This is a genomic window from Comamonas testosteroni, from assembly GCF_030505195.1.
In the GTDB taxonomy this organism is placed as follows: domain Bacteria; phylum Pseudomonadota; class Gammaproteobacteria; order Burkholderiales; family Burkholderiaceae_C; genus Comamonas; species Comamonas testosteroni_G.
In genome coordinates, this window is the sequence record NZ_CP129672.1 from 5,046,611 (window position 1) to 5,062,401 (window position 15,791).

Consider the following 15,791-nt stretch of genomic DNA (forward strand, 5'->3'; position numbering starts at 1 on the left):
CTCACGGCGTCGGCGGGTTGTCTGGAGCCGTGACCAAGGGCTTGCCCGGCAGGACCCAGAACGAGACGCGGATGGTGACTTCCGGCTTGTCGCGGGCAATATCTTCCCTGCGCAGCATCAATTGGTCGATGCTCATGCCAGGGAAGTCACGAAGCATTTGCTGGGCCAAGGCCTTGATCCTGGGGTAGGGGGCCTGCACGGGCAGCATGATTTGCTGCTGATGGAAGCCGCCATAGCCCTGGGTGGTGAGTCGATACTCTGCTTCGGTAATCCTGACCTGATGCTCCGCCGCCATGGCATACACACGGCGGATCAGCGCGTTCACTTCCATGTCGGAATACGCGATCTGCTTGAGGGCGGCCAGGGTTTCCTGCTCTGGGTCGATGGGTGGGGCCGCGGGCTGCGACTGCTCGAGCTTGGTCAGCCGGCCCTTCTGCAATTGCAGTGTTTGGTCGTCCGCTCGAAGGGCCTGCTTGGCATCGATCGCAAGCCAGTACACGAAGGCGCTGGCCGTGAGCAACAGCCCGAGCACAGGGATTCCCCAGCCCTGTCGCCAGAACCAGACTTCCAGCACCAGCCGGAGGTTAGTGTTTCGACCCGGTGTCATCGCCATGGGCTCTCCCGCAGCGCAATGCTGAAGGTCAGGCGCGCCGGCCGGTTGGGGTCCTGGTCGTTGGTGATGTGCCGTTGCAAGCGGACATCGCCGAAGACCCCTCGATGTGCCAGATCTCCTGCATAAGCAACAACCAGATCAATGACCTTTGCCTCGGCTTCGATCGCGATCGTGCTTCCGCTCTCTGGCTCAATGCGAAGCAGGGCAATGTGCGGTGGGGTTGCTTGCTCAAGAGCATCCAGGATGCTGGGCCATGGCGTATTGAGGTGCCCGATCATCCGGTTCAGCCCACGACGTGTTTCGCGGTCGACGGAGGATGGCTGCGCCCCAGATGCTGTGATTTTGGGCGTTCCGAGCGCGGAGGCGATCTTTTCGTCAACCTTCGAGGCCTCCGTCGCAAGACGCTCGCGCTCGGCTTGGACTGCAGCGAGGTCCACCACAAGCCACGAGAGGAGAGCGATGGATCCCAAGAGTGCAGTCCACAAGATGGCTGCGGATACCCGGCGCTCTCCAGCACCCCAAGGCTGCCATTGGAGAGTGGAATGAAACGTGGAGCGGGCCCATTTCATGGGGAACTCCAGGTTGTGACCGCGTTGAAGACGTTCAGCAGATGAACAGCATCTCCGTCTGTTCCAGGCCGGGGAATTAGGGAAAGGTGCGACTGAAGCTGGGCATCCACCCATTGGAGGCCATCAGGAACTGATGCTTCTTCGAGCGTCCCGAGATGGATCCACTCTAGAGAATCGCCGAGTAGGTTGGACCTCACCCGTTCTTTTCGCCATTCCGCCTGCACAACGCGTCCAATTTCACCGCCTTGCGGTTCTTGCCGCAAACGAAAGCTTCGCAGGTGCTGGCATTGCTTGCCGCTGTAATGCAGCAGGTGGGCTTCATGTGCACTGGAGACACAGCGCCAAGCGCCGGCTGAATCACGGGCGCACGCACTGCGGTCCATCAACTGCAGCCCGGCCTCGAGGACGGAGGTGACCGAAGGGCGAGCGCCCAAATGCTCCAAGAGATCAGAACTCATGGCTCGGCAGATGAACGGCGCGTTGGCAGACCAGTAGCCATCAGCGATCCAGGTCGCACCGCCAGGCAATGTTCCCAGCCGATAGCGTGCATTGGCGGACGCTGCAGCGCGCAGCTCTCCCAAACTGCGCACTCCGTCGGGAACGATCTGCAGCCACTGGGGCATTTGCTCGATGCCACAGACCCAGCGCACGGGCATCCGCTGCTGCAGAACGGCCAGCCGCGCGAACCCTGCGCTGAAATCCGAGGTCTCGATGGGACCGCTCTCGGCTCCAAGAGCCACCTGCCAGGCGAGGCCGCTCTTGCCGAGGGCGGCCAGGACGGAGCGCTGTGGTCCCTTGCGTTCAAAGAGAGAGCGTGACACGCCGCACCTCCTCCAAACTCGTCAGTCCGTCACGCACGAGGGCGAGGGCAGAACCCTGCAAGGTGGCGAACCCTTTCAGCTTGGCGCGCTCCTTGATCTGCCTGACCGGCGCGCCGCCAATGATCATCTCGCGCATCTCGTCATCAAGCAGCAGCGTCTCGGCGATCGCGCGGCGCCCCTTGTAGCCGGTTCCGCGGCAGTGTGCGCAGCCAACCCCACGCATGAACCGGAAGTGATGATGATCAGACGGGTCCCGTTCGAGTCCGCGCCAGTCGGCTTCCTCGGGCTCATAGGGTTGAGCGCAGTTCGGGCAATTCAGCCGGATCAGACGCTGCGCCCAGATGCCATTCAACGCGGAAGCCAGCGCGTACGGATCCAGACCCATGTGTGTGAATCGGCCAAACACGTCAAACACGTTGTTCGCGTGAACGGTGGTGAGCACCAGGTGGCCAGTCAGCGCGGACTGGATGGCAATCTCGGCGGTTTCCTTGTCCCGGATCTCCCCGACCATGATCTTGTCGGGATCGTGGCGCAGGATGGAGCGCAGACCCCGGGCGAAGCTCAGGCCCTTGCGCTCGTTGACCGGAATCTGAAGCACCCCGGGGAGCTGGTACTCGACGGGATCCTCGATCGTGATGATCTTTTCCTGGCCCGAGTTGGTTTCGGTCAGTGATGCGTACAGCGTGGTAGTCTTGCCTGACCCTGTCGGACCCGTCACCAGCAGCATGCCGTAGGCGGCCCGGGTCAGCTCTCGCAGCAACTCGATCGAGTGCTTGTCGAAGCCAAGTGCATCCAGGCTCAGACGGCCGTGCGCCTCGATGATGGCCTGCTTGTCCAAAATGCGGATCACAGCATCTTCTCCGTGGATGCTGGGCATAATCGACACGCGAAGATCGATCAGGCGGCCCTGGGCATGAACCTGGAAGCTGCCGTCCTGTGGGACACGCCGCTCGGAGATGTCGAGATTGGCAACGACCTTGATACGAGAGATCACCTGCTCTGCCAGAGCCACGCCACTGGACTGCTTGATCTCATCCAGTACGCCGTCGATCCGGTACTTGATGGCGAGGCCTGCCGCTGTACTCTCCAGGTGGACGTCGCTTGCCCCGGATCTGAGTGCGTCGTAGAGCGTCGAACTCACCAACTTGACGGCAGGGCTGGTAGCTTCCGCAACGCTGGCCAGCGAGAGCGACTCGATCAAAGCCGTAGAATCGGCCGCAGTTGCAGCGCCGGATTCGAGCTGGTCCATGGCCTTCATGGAGCCCTCCTGCAGATGCAGGTATGCGTGGATGTCTTCCCGCGTGGTGAGCAACTGCTCGACGGGCTGCCGAGCTGCTTGCTCAAGCTTGCTCAGCAAGACATCGTCAAATGGATCGGTGATGATCGCCAAAACGTCCCCCCGCCCGGGCTTGCTCATCAACAGGGCGTGGAACTGTTGCGCCTGCATCAAGGGCCATGCCCCAAACTCTGGTGTCCACTGCTGCATCCGAGCCGTATCCGCCACCTCCATCCCGAACGTGTCGGCGATCAGTGCCGTGGCTTGTTGCAGAGGAATGGACAGCTCGTCAGACACGCACTGTGAGAGTGCCAGGCTCCGGCTGGCTGCCGTGTGGCGCAGCTCATGCAGCCGGGTGACGTCCAGGGACGCGTGGGCGAGATCACTCATTGGATGCTGCCCGCCAAATCAAATACGGGGATGTACAGAAGGATCACGATCAGCCCGATCACGATGCCGATGATGGCCATGAGGATGGGTTCAAAGGTCTTGGTGAACTGCTCAATCCAGCGCGCAGTCTCCGATTCGTAGAAGGCAGCGGCTTTGCCGAGCATCATTCCGATCTGCCCAGAGCGTTCGCCAACGCGAAGAAGACGCTGGGCGACGTTGGTGCAAAAACCATGGGCCTCCATGGCCGAGGTTAGCGACGAGCCCTCATAGACCTGGTGCCGAACCTTCTGCCAATGCAGTTGCCGGGCCGGCATCAGGACCGAGGAGGCGAGGTGCATGGCCCGTTCAATCGGCAACCCGCCCTCCAGCAGCATGCTCATGGTGAGGTAGAGCCGCGAGAGTTCCAGCACTTCCAACCGTGGTGTGGCACCAGGGACGAAGCGAAGGACCCGCCACCATTGCCCGGATTTCTTCAGCTCCGACAGCTTCCAAGCGAGCCCGAGAATGCCGGCCCCGAGAACGGAAGAAGTCAAACCGCGGTGCTCTGCGATCCATTGGCCCGTGAGCAGCAAGAGGTGGGAAGCGACGGGCAACTCGCGTGAGCCGTTTTGGTAGACCCCCGCAAACTTCGGAACCACGTACCCCAGAAGGAACAGGGCCACGAGCGACCCTACGCTTATCAGAATCACAGGATAGATGGCCGCGCTGGTGATCTTGTGCCGCAGGCCTTGCAACTGTGTCTCGTACTGCAGGTAGCGCAGCAATGCCCGGGGGAGGTCGCTGGTGTCCTCGGAGGACTGGATGACGCCCACGAGGAGGGGGGGAAACACCTCCGGCTGCTGCTGCATCGCCTGAGATAGGCGCAGGCCTTGCTTGAGATGCTCCAGCAGGCGCTGCAGCACCAGTTGCCCCTGAGCCGTTGACGTGCGTTCGAGGAGGGTATCCAGCGTTTCCGTGATGCTCAGGCCGGCTGATACCAGCGCATTGAGCTCCTGAACGAAGAGCAAGAGGTCAAACTTCGCGGCTCGCGAGCCGAAAGATGACCCGAGAGAGCGGCTCGTGGCGCGGCACGTCAAAGTGACCAGGTTGCGCGTGGCGACTTGGCGCTCGAGATCCGCCTCATCGAGCGCATCGATCTTGATTTCGACAATACGCTGGCTCGCATCCATCGCGCGCACCAAGAAGCGTTGGCCAGACACGAGTCGTGGCCTCAGTTGTTGCTGATGTCTGCGGCGTCACCGGTGCCGCCAGGGCGCCCGTCCTTGCCGTAGCTCAGGAGTTCGAAGTCCTGGTTCTGATCGCCGGGACTGCGGTAAATGTAAGGCTTGGACCATGGATCCAGAGGCACTGCCTTCTCCAGGTACGGGCCGCGCCACTTTGCTGCGGCCGCAGATTCAGCAGGAGGACGCATGAGCGCCTCCAGTCCCTCCTGTGTCGTTGGGTACTGGCCTACATCGACACGGTAGGTATGCAGCGCCTTAGCGAACCCTTCGATCTGTGACTTCGCCACCGCCTGTTCAGAGCGTCCAATTTGCGTGAAGTAACGCGGGCCGACATACGCGGCCAGCAGGCCGATGATGGCCACCACCACAAGCAGCTCAAGCAGGGTGAAGCCGCGGAGGTCGGAGCGTTGGAGTTTCATGGCAATTAATTTGGGAGAAGTGTGACGCGATAGCGCTCGGCGCTGGCGAGAACGGAAGGCACGTACAGCAGCGTCTCCCGGAATCCCGGGATGCGTCTATCACTGCGAGCTACGGCACCTTCGCCAGCGTTGTAGGCCGCCAGAGCGAGCGGCCAACTGTTTTGGTACCGGGTCAGAAGCACCTTGAGATGTCGGGTGCCTGCATCGATATTGACCTCGGGGCGGTGCAAATCAGCCGCGGTGGTTACCCCGTATTGAAGGGCCGTTGCGGGCATCAATTGCATGAGGCCACGGGCCCCCTTTGCTGACACTGCATGGGTGTTGAATCTAGATTCCACCTCGATCAAGGCGAGAACAGATGCGGGGTCGACCCCATGTCGAGTGCCTGATGCCACAGCTAGTCTACGGATCGAATCCATCCCGTGAGAACTCGCTCTGGAGCGCGCAATGTGGCTTTCGTCAGGGTCTGTTGGACTGGAGTTACGGGCTCCAAGTGTCGTGGGGTGAAAATTCTTGTCTGTCGGGTGGCTCGCCCAATGATGCTGACCGTCTACGCCTAGCATCAGGTGAGGATGCGCTTGGGCTGCCACGTCGGTGGCTGCCGCCCAGACTGCCGCAATCAGAAATGCCCTCGCCGTGTATTGAAGGCAGCATAGGGGCCCCGATACACGGAACGATTCTGAGAAAACGTGCATTAATCCCCCTCTGAATGGACTCCGGTCGTTTGCCGTAGCTATTTTTTATGAAAAGCCATGCAATTAAATGGCAGTCATGCTGTTAGTCAGCTCCCAAGGATAACCCTATCCTAGCATCAATTTAGTTGATATTCAGATGCTGAATATGCAAAAAACCAAGATATCGCGCCATTTATCCCACATTTCTGCCACGCGGCTTGTGAGAAAGATATTTAGAGGAATTTAATGCAATCGATTGACTGTGGTTAAGTATTTTCTCCTTTGCGAAAAAATAAGAATAGTAAATCCGTCCTACTTCGAGTGCATTGCAAGAGAGGTAAATGAAGAAGCAATTGCATGGTGTAAGTTTTTCGCAAGCAATGCGGCAATAATAAATTGCAGACTAATACGCATCTAGACCTTATAGGTCATTAGATACCTCCCGATCAAGGGCTGGCGCATAAAAATAGCTACCACAGCGCCACGCTGCGTATACAGCATCATTTTCAATAAAAAATCAGAGACGATCTGTCACAAATCAGGGCTCGGGAGGAGTCTTAAGCACATCTTTATCCATGGCTGAAAATAGGCCAGGGAATGGCACGTCTATATGTTTTCACTGGTTAACTAGCCATATAAGGAGGGTCTGGAATCATGCAATATTTCCACAAATGGAGCGCTGTAGTTGCAGCAGCGTTTTCTCTATATGGGTATTCGGCTGGCGCGAATGCACAGTGTTCACTCACATTTACCTCGCCAGGACGTGGAAGTACAGTAAGTACGCCAAACATCGTGGTGAGCGGAACCGGTGGAGGGCAGTCCCAACTAGGCGACCAAGGTACGGTGACGGCGACATTGAACGGTGTTCCATTCTTTAATTACTCCGGATCCTTTACTGCAGCTGTGGCTTTTCTGGAGGGGCGTGGAGTGCCTGTCACGATGCGCGTTGGCCAAAACCGCTTGTCAGTCACCGGCAGCGTCGGCGGATGCAGTGCTTCGGACGACATGACCGTCCTGTACGAGCCGGCAACGCCAGCGCCAAAACTGGCGAAGGCCTTGGGCAATGGTCGGGACGATCTTGGCAACAACCAGGCCTGCTCGGTTGCCGGCAATCCCATCAATTTTTCAGTTGGCAACAAGTACCAAGAAGAGACCGACTACGAGAGGAAAAACTCAGGCTTCCCACTGCGTTTTAGTCGCCACTACAACAGCGTAAGCGGTGACTGGACTCACTCGTATTCGACTCGTCTGCGGATTACGACGTCTTCCACAACGCTGATATTTGCTGATGGCAGAGAGTCTGTCTTCAGCGGAAGCGGGGTGCTCACGAAGGAGTCTACCGAACTCGGAAGCCTGTCCCAGACTGCCAGCGGCTACCGCTATGTAGCTGTGGGCAATGAGGTGTATGAGTTCAACTCGGTCGGGCGCCTGACGAAGCAGACCAATGCAGTTGGTCAGTCGCATAGCTTGGTGTATGCCGCCTCCGGCGGAGTCACGGTTTCCGATGACTATGGCAACAGCCTGGCATTCACCGAGGACAGTCGCCTGCAGCCCGTTTCAATGACTGCGCCAGGTGCAACGCTCTCCTACTCGTTTGGCGCCCGACAACTCCTCCAGTCCGTCACGAGCACGATGGGTGCTGATATCAAGATCAGGACGTATCACTACGAAAACTCGCTCTACCCGCGGCTGCTTACTGGCATCACCGATGAGCGGGGCATCCGATTTGCAACCTGGACATATGACTCGCAGGGCCGCCCGACCTCGAGCACACATGCCGATGGTGCCGAGGCGACAACGGTGGCCTACAACGTAGACGGCACCACCACGGTGACCAATGCACTGGGCAAGCCTACGACCTACCACTTCGCGGTGATCGACGGCGTGCGTCGGATCACTCAAGTCGTCGGCGAACCGACCGCGAACTGCCCCATGAGTAACTCGACCTACACACACGATGTGAGGGGGTTGCCAGCGTCCAAGACTGATAACAACGGGAATGTGACGACTTATCAATACAACGATCGTGGACTCGAAACCTTGCGCGTTGAGGCCAGCGGCACGCCAAGCGCACGATCAATCGCGACAACCTGGCATGCCACCTTGCCTTTGATCACGCAGATCGTGAAGCCTGAGAACACGACAACGTTCACCTATGACGCTCAGGGACGACTCCTGACCAGAACCATTAATGACTGAGCCGTCCAGAAACAGGGAGGAATCCATGGTAAATCGTAAATTCGTCCAGCACGCGCTGGCATTTGCCGTCACCGCAGTTTTTGCCGCAGAGGGCGCATTGGCTGCGACCCGTACGTGGACTTACGGGTATTCGCCAGCCGGTCAACTCATCTCGTCTCAAGGCCCTCGTACCGAGATGAGCGACGCATCTACCTACGTCTATGACGCTGCAGGAAACCAGAGCCAGGTTCTCAATGCGCTTGGACAAGCCACGAGCCTCTCCAACTTCGATAGCTTCGGCAGCCCTCAGACCGTGACTGACCCCAACGGCATCGTCACCACGCTGAGCTACACGCCACGGGGGTGGCTGGCTTCAGTCTCCAAGGGGGGCTCAACGACAAGCTTTACCTACAACGCCACCGGAGACATCACCCGCATTACCCAAGGGGACGGTAGCTGGCTGGAGCACACCTGGGACAACGCACGACGTCTGATCGCCATCGAGAACAACCTCGGTGAGCGAACGGAGTACGTCTTGGACGCACTTGGGGCTCGAACCTCCGAGAATGTCAAGAGTAGACCGGGAACGATCGTGCGCCAGCAGCAGTGGGTGTACGACGAGCTCGGCCGCCTGTTGCGCACGATTGGAGCAAATTCCCAAACCAGCCATGTCGCCTATGACGCAAATAGCAACGTCGCCAGCACCACCAATGCGCTCGGGAGAACGAGCACCCTTGCGTACGATGCCCTGGACAGGCTTGTCAGCGTCACGGACCCGCTCAATGGCGTGACAGCAACGGGCTATGACTCCGCAGACAATGTGAGCCAGGTAACCGATGCCCGTGGATTGACCACCAGCTACACCCACGACGGGTTTGGGAACCGCACTGCGCTTGCCAGTCCGGACACGGGGGCATCAGCCTTCATCCACGATTCCGCTGGCAATGTCGTGCAGTTCACTGATGCACGCGGCGTGGTCAGCACCAGAACCTACGACGCGCTCAATCGCATCACGTCGAAGGCCTGGCCCTCCGCGCCTGGCCTGGCAACGCAGTTCAGCTATGACGACATCACTGGAGGCAACCTTGGCGTTGGGTACCTAACGGGTGTTACTGATGCCAGTGGCTCCCTGCGGTATGTCTATGACGCGCGGGGCAATGTGGTCGGCCAGGTCCGGCAGACTGCGCTGGGCGGTGCCAATCGGACCGAGGCATTGGCATACGGGTATGACGCTGCAAACCGGGTCACCTCCATCGACTACCCAGGCGGGGTCAAGATCCAATACTCGCGCAATTCGGCAGGGCAGCTTACTGGGGCCTCGGCGCAAGTCGGCAGCGGCGCTCCGGTTCATTTGGTGAGCGGGGCGACCTATCTCCCCTTCGGTCCTCTCAACGCGCTCACATGGGGTAACGGTCTGATCTTGAGCCGAACTTTTGATCAGGACTTTCGGCTTGTGACCCACAGTGTGGGAACCACGTTGGATGGAACGTATTCCTATGATGCTGAGGGGAACATCACAGGGATCGCATCGGCTTCAGGCACACCGCTCAGTTTCGGGTATGACGAGCTGGATCGGCTGATCAGCAGCAGCGACGGTGGCGAGGTCACCGGCTATGAATACGATTCCGTCGGGAATCGTGTCCGCAAGACCACTACCGCGGCCGGGAGTGCGCCTGTGTCCGTGAACTACAGCTACGCCATCGACAGCAACAGACTGACGGCTATCGACGGTCAAGTTGTGTCATCTGATGCTGCCGGCAATCTCGCGCAGGATCGGGCCAATCGCATACTCGTCCATGATGCGCAAGGGCGATTGGCGTCCGTATCCATCGATGGTGCAGTAGTAGCCTCGTTCATCTACAACGGGCTGGGGCAGCGCACCCACAAAATCACGCCTGCAGGTACCACCACCTATCTGTACGATCTCTCCGGCCAATTGCTGGGCAGCACAGCATATGGGAACTCGGGTGCGCCGTCGAAGTCTGAATACTTCGTTTGGATTGGCTCACTTCCGGTGGCTGTGCTGAATGTGACCCATGATGCGGCTGGAGCTGCCGGGAATCTGGAGACTATCTACCTCCATGCAGACCACCTTGACACGCCGAGGCACGCCACCAATGGAGGGCAGGCGGTGGTCTGGCAGTTGCCGGAGACGCAGGCCTTCGGTGACCGCGATGCTGCAACAGATCCGGATGGAGATGGGAGCCACACGCACATCGCCCTGCGGTTTCCTGGGCAGATTCGTGATGATGAAACTGGTTTGAACTACAACTACTTCCGGGACTACGATCCGGAGACAGGGCGCTATGTTCAGAGCGATCCGATCGGGTTACTGGGCGGAACTAATACTTTTGCCTATGTGGATGCAAACCCATTGATGTTTGTTGACCCACTCGGCTTGCAGCGGGGAGGTAGTCCATCATCGCCGTATGGTCGTCCCGGGTACATCCCGAGTACGCGCGAAATTAACCGTAGTGGTGGCTCAATTCCAGCTGGGGCTCCTACCGCCTCCGAAAATGGCGGCTATCCGAGCGACAGATCAATTCTTCAGCAATTCACCAATCTACCGAATCCAACACAGGGATTGCCTGGACATTATGTGGGAATAAACTACCCTTGGAGCATGCCTAGACTAGGGCAGGTCTGTGAAAAATGGGAGGGCATATCCCCACCAAATCCAAGAGGAAATATTTGCCGCTCAAATTGGGGAGGACCTGAGATGAGGCCAATGCGATGCGTGGCATGGAAACTTGTGGAGGATCGGTAGTGACCACAAATGGACGGAGGAACTTAGTAGTAGTTGCTGTCTTGACTGTGATAGGCGGTGCGCCATGGCTGATTGCATATTTGGCAAGAGACGTTCCCACTGCACAACAGGCATGTACTAAGAAATGTGCTTCCTTTAATAAAGATGGCGTTCTTGTTTATCGAGGGCCTCTAACGCCAAAAGATTTCGGCAAAGATGCCCGCAGTGATTGCGAGTGTCGAGAGCCCAATCAGTAGATCAACGGATTTAAGAATTTTGCATGAGTCTAGTTACTCGGCGGAACTAATACATTTGGCTATGTCAATGGCAATCCATTGACTTGGGCGGACCCGCGTGGCCTTTGCCCCTTCTGTTTGGCAATGCCGCTTGTGGCGGGCGGCATTACGGCGACTGAGATTGCTGTAGGAGTTGTCGGTGCGGGAGCTTTGATGGGACTGGATCGCCTCATGAGTTCTGGGCTGCCTCCAGGATTCATTCCTGGGGACAAAGGTGCAGAACAATGGGGAAGGAATAGCGGCATCGATCCGAATGACGCTCGTGGCCGCTTTCATGGAGTCAAGCAGAGCGATAAGGGGCGTGGTCGCGACAAGTACGAGGTTAATCCTCAAACCGGTGAAGTGTGTAACCCGGACGGCGACGTAGTCGGCGATCTGGGTGATGCCCCAAGCATGCCTGCTTGCAGGTGTTTGCACCTTCAACGAGGGCACAAAAACCCCGAATAGCGGGGAGCCAGACTCGTCTCATGTGAACCCTGGCAGGGCCAAGAGCGTAAGTACGGCACGGACGGGAAACCTGAGTACGACATTGATTGGGACCACAACCATGGGCAAGGCGTTCCGCACGGGCACAACTGGGGGCGTGGCCCTAACGGCCAGCCGGTTCGCGGACCTGGTGTGTCGATTAGCCCTTGGCTGCAAGGGCGTGGACCTGAGGGATAAAGATGCAAGAGCAAGAGATGGTTCAACTCCACGACGCGGAAGTCATTGCCGTTGCTGTTGATAGGCTGAGCGGCCTTGCTCGGCTCAGTCTGCGGCAAGAGGATGGCGTTCTGCGCGCTGTTGAGTTTTATGGGCTGAAAGCTTTCCGCAGCGAGGCAATGACTTTGCAGAACGTAGTCAGCCGCGTTCTTCGGTCGTCAAGTGGGCAGCTCTCGAAAGAGGTACTTGAGCGATGGCTGCTGTGGGTAACCAGCTTGCCTGATGCTGAATCTGGGTTAAGTGAAGCGCGACGACGCGAGTGGTGCGCAGCATGCGAGGCCGGTAGTTTGGAGTTGGTGGTGGTCGAACCTTCCGCTGGTGCGCAAATTGTGGCCCCAAGTTCGGCGGAGGGTCAAAAATTGGCAGTTCGCTTACGTATTCAGCTACAGGTGCCTGGAGTTTGGGCGAGGCATTCGGCCGACTGTTCGAACGCGTTCTCGGCCGTTAGTGAGGCGTAAATGGGCCCCCTCGTAAAGTACCGAGCCTCGCTAGCGCTGTTCGTGGCATCTTGCTTTCTAATCGCCATTCTGAGCCTCTATGTCCATGAGGCCTTTGTGGTTCTGTTTTTCGTGAATGTTCTCTTCTGGAGTTGGCGACTCAAGCGCGTTAGCTGCCTTCACTGCGGTCATCCGTTGGCGCCGCCAAGCGGCGCAACCGCGCTCGCCATCTTCCGAAGCTTCTCGTCGAGCGAGTGCGCAAATTGTGGTAACAAGCTTGACTGAATATCGAAGCGTGTAGAGCCGCTGCCGCAGGACAGCAGGCAGCATTGAGGCGCGGACCAAGCGCCGGTGCAGACCCTGTGCAGGCTGCGGCGCTGTATTGGACGGAGGACGAGGGGGTATCGAGCCTTGAGAAGCTGAGGGCTGTTGATTTCCATCTCGAAGTGATCCGCAGGGAGTGCAGTGAAAACTCTTGTACTCCTGGGAAATCTCCGACTGCTTTCTTGCCTGCGGCTTATCACCAAGATGACGCCCCAAGCGGATGCAAGTGCACCCAAACAAATCTCGGCCCAGTGTTTAATGCGCCCAGTGCCGATCGGAACAGTGCGCTAGACACGATTGGAAAATATCGCAACAGTGGTGGCCAATTAGGCGGCATGTTGCGCTCCATCATTCGCTAACAGGACTGCCCTATGAATAAGGTCGAAATTGGAATTGGGCTCACAGCCATAGCAATTGGACTGGCTCTCATGATGAGCGGTCAGCGAATGTGCAGCACGAGTTGCTGGTTAGACAACGTGCTCAAGTGGCTTCTTCCCAAGGACTACGAGTTCTTAGCGGGAGGCATATCATGGTTCCTGATGGGAGTCGCAATTGTTGCCTATGCCATTTGGAAGAGGCCGAAGCCGTGATGCCGTGTGCGACCCAGATCTGAGGTAGTCCGCACTGAGGTCTATTACTCACCAAGAAAGCCACCCGCTACCCCAGCCAGCCGCTAAAGCTATGGGGTTCGGGTGGCTTCTTCTTTTCGCCGCTGAGTGTTTGGGCGCTATGAATCGCCCCGAGTTTGAACTGACCCAAGGAGTTGGACAAACACTCAGGAGTTCCATGAAGAAGTACCAAACAGAATTCAAACTCGCAGGCGTCAGGAGTTTCTTGGCTGGTGAGGGTGGAGCGAAGTTGCTGGCGCGGCCATGGTCTGTGCCGGAGGAGAAGATCCGAACGTGGGTGAGCCATTACCGATTGCAAGGCATTGATGGTCTCTCACCACAGATCCATTGCAAGCCCAGCATGACGATAACTGTCAGGTCCCGGATGATTGCGCTGCCGTAGCCCATGGCTTCACTTCCTGGGTTGCACAGATCGCTCATTCCACCCGAGGCGAGTATTTGCCCGCGTGAGCGATGGCCCCGGAGTCTGCCTGGCAACTGGCCCAGGTGCGTTCTAGAGATTCAAAAAAATAGCGGCCAGCGCTTTATCCATAAGCGCTGGCCGCTATTTCCATGCATTTCACGATGGGGCAGGGCATTGCCGCCCCGCCTTCAGGTGCAGGCTCAGAACAGATCCATGGGCAATGCCATCACGCTGGCGGCGCCGTTGATCACGGCATCGGCCTGGCCGGGCACGCGGGTCAGGATATGTTCGGCATAGAACTGTGCCGTGGCCAGCTTGGCCTGCATGAAGGCCGTGTCCTGGCCCTTGGACAACAGCTCCTGCGCAGCCAGCACCGAGCGGCCCAGCTGCCAGCCTGCGACCAGATTGCCGGTGAGCATCAGATAGGGGACGCTTCCGGCATAGGCGGCATTGGGGTCGGCCTTGGCCTTGGCCACGATGAAGTCCACCACCTGTACAAAGGCCTGGCGGGCCTGGGCCAGATTCCTGGCAACGGCCTTGGCCGCATCGGTGCCGCTGGCAATGAGAGCTGCTTCGGTCTTCTCGATCTGGGCGGCAATGGCCTTGGCGGTCAGGCCGCCATCACGCGCGGTCTTGCGGCCGACCAGGTCATTGGCCTGGATGGCGGTCGTGCCCTCATAGATGGTCAGGATCTTGGCGTCGCGGTAGTACTGGGCGGCGCCGGTTTCCTCGATGAAGCCCATGCCGCCATGCACCTGCACGCCCAGGCTGGTGACTTCCAGGCTCATCTCGGTGCTGTAGCCCTTGACCAGGGGCACCATGAATTCATAGAAGGTCTGGTTGGCCTGGCGCACTTCGGCGTCCGGGTGGTGGTGGGCGGCATCGTAGGCGGCAGCCGCCGTGGTGGCCATGGCGCGGCAGCCCTCGTTGCTGGCACGCATGGTCATCAGCATGCGGCGCACATCGGGGTGGTGAATGATGGTGGCGCTGGCCTTGACCGAGCCGTCGACGGGGCGGCTTTGCACGCGTTCCTTGGCATAGGCCACGGCGTGCTGGTAGGCCCGCTCGGCCACGGCCAGACCCTGCAGGCCCACGGCATAGCGCGCGGCGTTCATCATGATGAACATGTATTCGAGACCGCGGTTTTCCTCGCCCACGAGGTAGCCCACAGCGCCGGGGCCGGTGCTGTCTGCAATGCTCGCCGCCGTGCCGTCGCCAAATTGCAGCACGGCCGTGGGCGAGGCCTTGATGCCCATCTTGTGCTCGATGCTGACGCAGTGCACATCGTTGCGCTTGCCCAAGGAGCCGTCCTGGTTCACGAGGAACTTGGGCACGACAAACAGGCTGATCCCCTTGACGCCTTCGGGAGCGCCGGCCACGCGGGCCAGCACCAGGTGGACGATGTTGTCCGCCATATCGTGCTCGCCATAGGTGATGAAGATCTTGGTGCCGAAGACCTTGTAGCTGCCGTCGCCCTGAGGCTCGGCCCTGGTGCGCACCAGGGCCAGGTCGGAGCCGGCCTGGGGCTCGGTCAGGTTCATGGTGCCGGTCCACTCGCCGGTGACCAGCTTTTCCAGGTAGGTGGACTTGAGCTCGTCGCTGCCCGCAGTCAGCAGTGCCTCGATGGCGCCGTCGGTCAGCAGCGGGCACAGGGCAAAACTCAGGTTGGCGCTGTTGAGCATCTCGATGCAGGCCGCGCCAATGGTCTTGGGCAGGCCCTGGCCGCCGAAGTCGGCAGGGTGCTGCAGACCCTGCCAGCCGCCTTCGGCGTACTGCTTGAAGGCATCGGCGAAGCCGGGCGTGGTGGTGACCACACCATCCTTGAAGGAAGAGGGATTGAGGTCGCCGGGAACATTCAGGGGAGCGACCACGCCTTCGCAAAGCTTGGCGCATTCTTCGAGAACGGCCTGCGCGGTTTCCAGCCCCGCATCTTCAAAGCCGGGAATCTGGGCGACCTGCTCGATCTGGGCCAGATGCTCCATGTCGAACAGCATGTCTTTGATGGGCGCTTTGTAAGTCATCGTCTCTGTTTCCTTGAATGCTGGCCCGGCTGGCAGCCAGACCTGGGTTGTGCCTTGGATTGTTGGGGAT

The 15,791-nt window shown here is 58.9% G+C and carries 13 protein-coding genes; 5 read left to right on the top strand and 8 right to left on the bottom strand.

Annotated elements, in window-relative coordinates:
- Position 1: 1 nt before the first annotated feature.
- The 7 genes from QYQ99_RS23200 to QYQ99_RS28390 are packed head-to-tail and all read right to left on the bottom strand — an operon-like array spanning position 2 to position 6,006.
- The gene (locus QYQ99_RS23200; RefSeq protein ID WP_302090202.1) at positions 2-613 is read right to left on the bottom strand and encodes a hypothetical protein; all 612 of its coding nucleotides are present in this window, start codon (positions 611-613) and stop codon (positions 2-4) included.
- Positions 604-1,182: a hypothetical protein gene (locus QYQ99_RS23205; RefSeq protein ID WP_302090203.1), complete on the bottom strand. Its 579-nt coding sequence runs from the start codon at positions 1,180-1,182 to the stop codon at positions 604-606. The genes QYQ99_RS23200 and QYQ99_RS23205 overlap by 10 nt, the downstream gene beginning before the upstream one ends.
- Positions 1,179-2,003 carry a hypothetical protein gene (locus tag QYQ99_RS23210; protein WP_302090204.1) on the bottom strand — a complete coding sequence of 275 codons (825 nt, stop codon included), beginning with the start codon at positions 2,001-2,003 and terminating at the stop codon, positions 1,179-1,181. The genes QYQ99_RS23205 and QYQ99_RS23210 overlap by 4 nt, the downstream gene beginning before the upstream one ends.
- Positions 1,984-3,669, bottom strand: coding sequence for a GspE/PulE family protein (locus QYQ99_RS23215; RefSeq protein WP_302090205.1), 1,686 nt, complete (start codon positions 3,667-3,669; stop codon positions 1,984-1,986). Before QYQ99_RS23215 ends, QYQ99_RS23210 begins: the two co-directional genes overlap by 20 nt.
- Positions 3,666-4,868: a type II secretion system F family protein gene (locus QYQ99_RS23220; protein WP_302090206.1), complete on the bottom strand. Its 1,203-nt coding sequence runs from the start codon at positions 4,866-4,868 to the stop codon at positions 3,666-3,668. Before QYQ99_RS23220 ends, QYQ99_RS23215 begins: the two co-directional genes overlap by 4 nt.
- A gap of 11 nt (positions 4,869-4,879) precedes the next feature.
- Positions 4,880-5,311, bottom strand: a complete 432-nt coding sequence (gspG, locus tag QYQ99_RS23225) for a type II secretion system major pseudopilin GspG (protein WP_302090207.1) — start codon at positions 5,309-5,311, stop codon at positions 4,880-4,882.
- A gap of 5 nt (positions 5,312-5,316) precedes the next feature.
- Positions 5,317-6,006: a lytic transglycosylase domain-containing protein gene (locus QYQ99_RS28390; RefSeq protein WP_367882823.1), complete on the bottom strand. Its 690-nt coding sequence runs from the start codon at positions 6,004-6,006 to the stop codon at positions 5,317-5,319.
- 633 nt (positions 6,007-6,639) lie between these two features.
- On the opposite strand from QYQ99_RS28390, the gene QYQ99_RS23235 reads away from it, so the two are divergent.
- The 5 genes from QYQ99_RS23235 to QYQ99_RS23255 all read left to right on the top strand — a co-directional run bounded on the left by QYQ99_RS23235 (position 6,640) and on the right by QYQ99_RS23255 (position 13,679).
- Entirely contained in the window at positions 6,640-8,184 is a 1,545-nt protein-coding gene (locus QYQ99_RS23235; protein ID WP_302090208.1) for a DUF6531 domain-containing protein, read from the top strand.
- A gap of 25 nt (positions 8,185-8,209) precedes the next feature.
- On the top strand, positions 8,210-10,930 hold the full coding sequence (locus QYQ99_RS23240) for an RHS repeat-associated core domain-containing protein (RefSeq protein WP_302090209.1): 2,721 nt from the start codon (positions 8,210-8,212) through the stop codon (positions 10,928-10,930).
- A gap of 955 nt (positions 10,931-11,885) precedes the next feature.
- On the top strand, positions 11,886-12,365 hold the full coding sequence (locus tag QYQ99_RS23245) for a hypothetical protein (RefSeq protein ID WP_302090210.1): 480 nt from the start codon (positions 11,886-11,888) through the stop codon (positions 12,363-12,365).
- A gap of 674 nt (positions 12,366-13,039) precedes the next feature.
- Positions 13,040-13,258, top strand: a complete 219-nt coding sequence (locus tag QYQ99_RS23250; protein ID WP_302090211.1) for a hypothetical protein — start codon at positions 13,040-13,042, stop codon at positions 13,256-13,258.
- A gap of 196 nt (positions 13,259-13,454) precedes the next feature.
- On the top strand, positions 13,455-13,679 hold the full coding sequence (locus QYQ99_RS23255) for a hypothetical protein (protein WP_302090212.1): 225 nt from the start codon (positions 13,455-13,457) through the stop codon (positions 13,677-13,679).
- A gap of 221 nt (positions 13,680-13,900) precedes the next feature.
- On the opposite strand, the gene QYQ99_RS23260 is transcribed toward QYQ99_RS23255, so the two are convergent.
- A complete protein-coding gene (locus QYQ99_RS23260; protein WP_302090213.1) occupies positions 13,901-15,721 on the bottom strand; it encodes an acyl-CoA dehydrogenase in 1,821 nt (606 codons plus the stop codon).
- Positions 15,722-15,791 lie beyond the last annotated feature (70 nt).

Coding starts and splice junctions, on each gene's coding strand:
- QYQ99_RS23200 (WP_302090202.1), bottom strand. CDS start 613: ATGGCGATGACACCGGGTCGAAACACTAACCTCCGGCTGGTGCTGGAA.
- QYQ99_RS23205 (WP_302090203.1), bottom strand. CDS start 1,182: ATGAAATGGGCCCGCTCCACGTTTCATTCCACTCTCCAATGGCAGCCT.
- QYQ99_RS23215 (WP_302090205.1), bottom strand. CDS start 3,669: ATGAGTGATCTCGCCCACGCGTCCCTGGACGTCACCCGGCTGCATGAG.
- gspG (WP_302090207.1), bottom strand. CDS start 5,311: ATGAAACTCCAACGCTCCGACCTCCGCGGCTTCACCCTGCTTGAGCTG.
- QYQ99_RS28390 (WP_367882823.1), bottom strand. CDS start 6,006: ATGCACGTTTTCTCAGAATCGTTCCGTGTATCGGGGCCCCTATGCTGC.
- QYQ99_RS23235 (WP_302090208.1), top strand. CDS start 6,640: ATGCAATATTTCCACAAATGGAGCGCTGTAGTTGCAGCAGCGTTTTCT.
- QYQ99_RS23240 (WP_302090209.1), top strand. CDS start 8,210: ATGGTAAATCGTAAATTCGTCCAGCACGCGCTGGCATTTGCCGTCACC.
- QYQ99_RS23245 (WP_302090210.1), top strand. CDS start 11,886: ATGGTTCAACTCCACGACGCGGAAGTCATTGCCGTTGCTGTTGATAGG.
- QYQ99_RS23250 (WP_302090211.1), top strand. CDS start 13,040: ATGAATAAGGTCGAAATTGGAATTGGGCTCACAGCCATAGCAATTGGA.
- QYQ99_RS23255 (WP_302090212.1), top strand. CDS start 13,455: ATGAAGAAGTACCAAACAGAATTCAAACTCGCAGGCGTCAGGAGTTTC.
- QYQ99_RS23260 (WP_302090213.1), bottom strand. CDS start 15,721: ATGACTTACAAAGCGCCCATCAAAGACATGCTGTTCGACATGGAGCAT.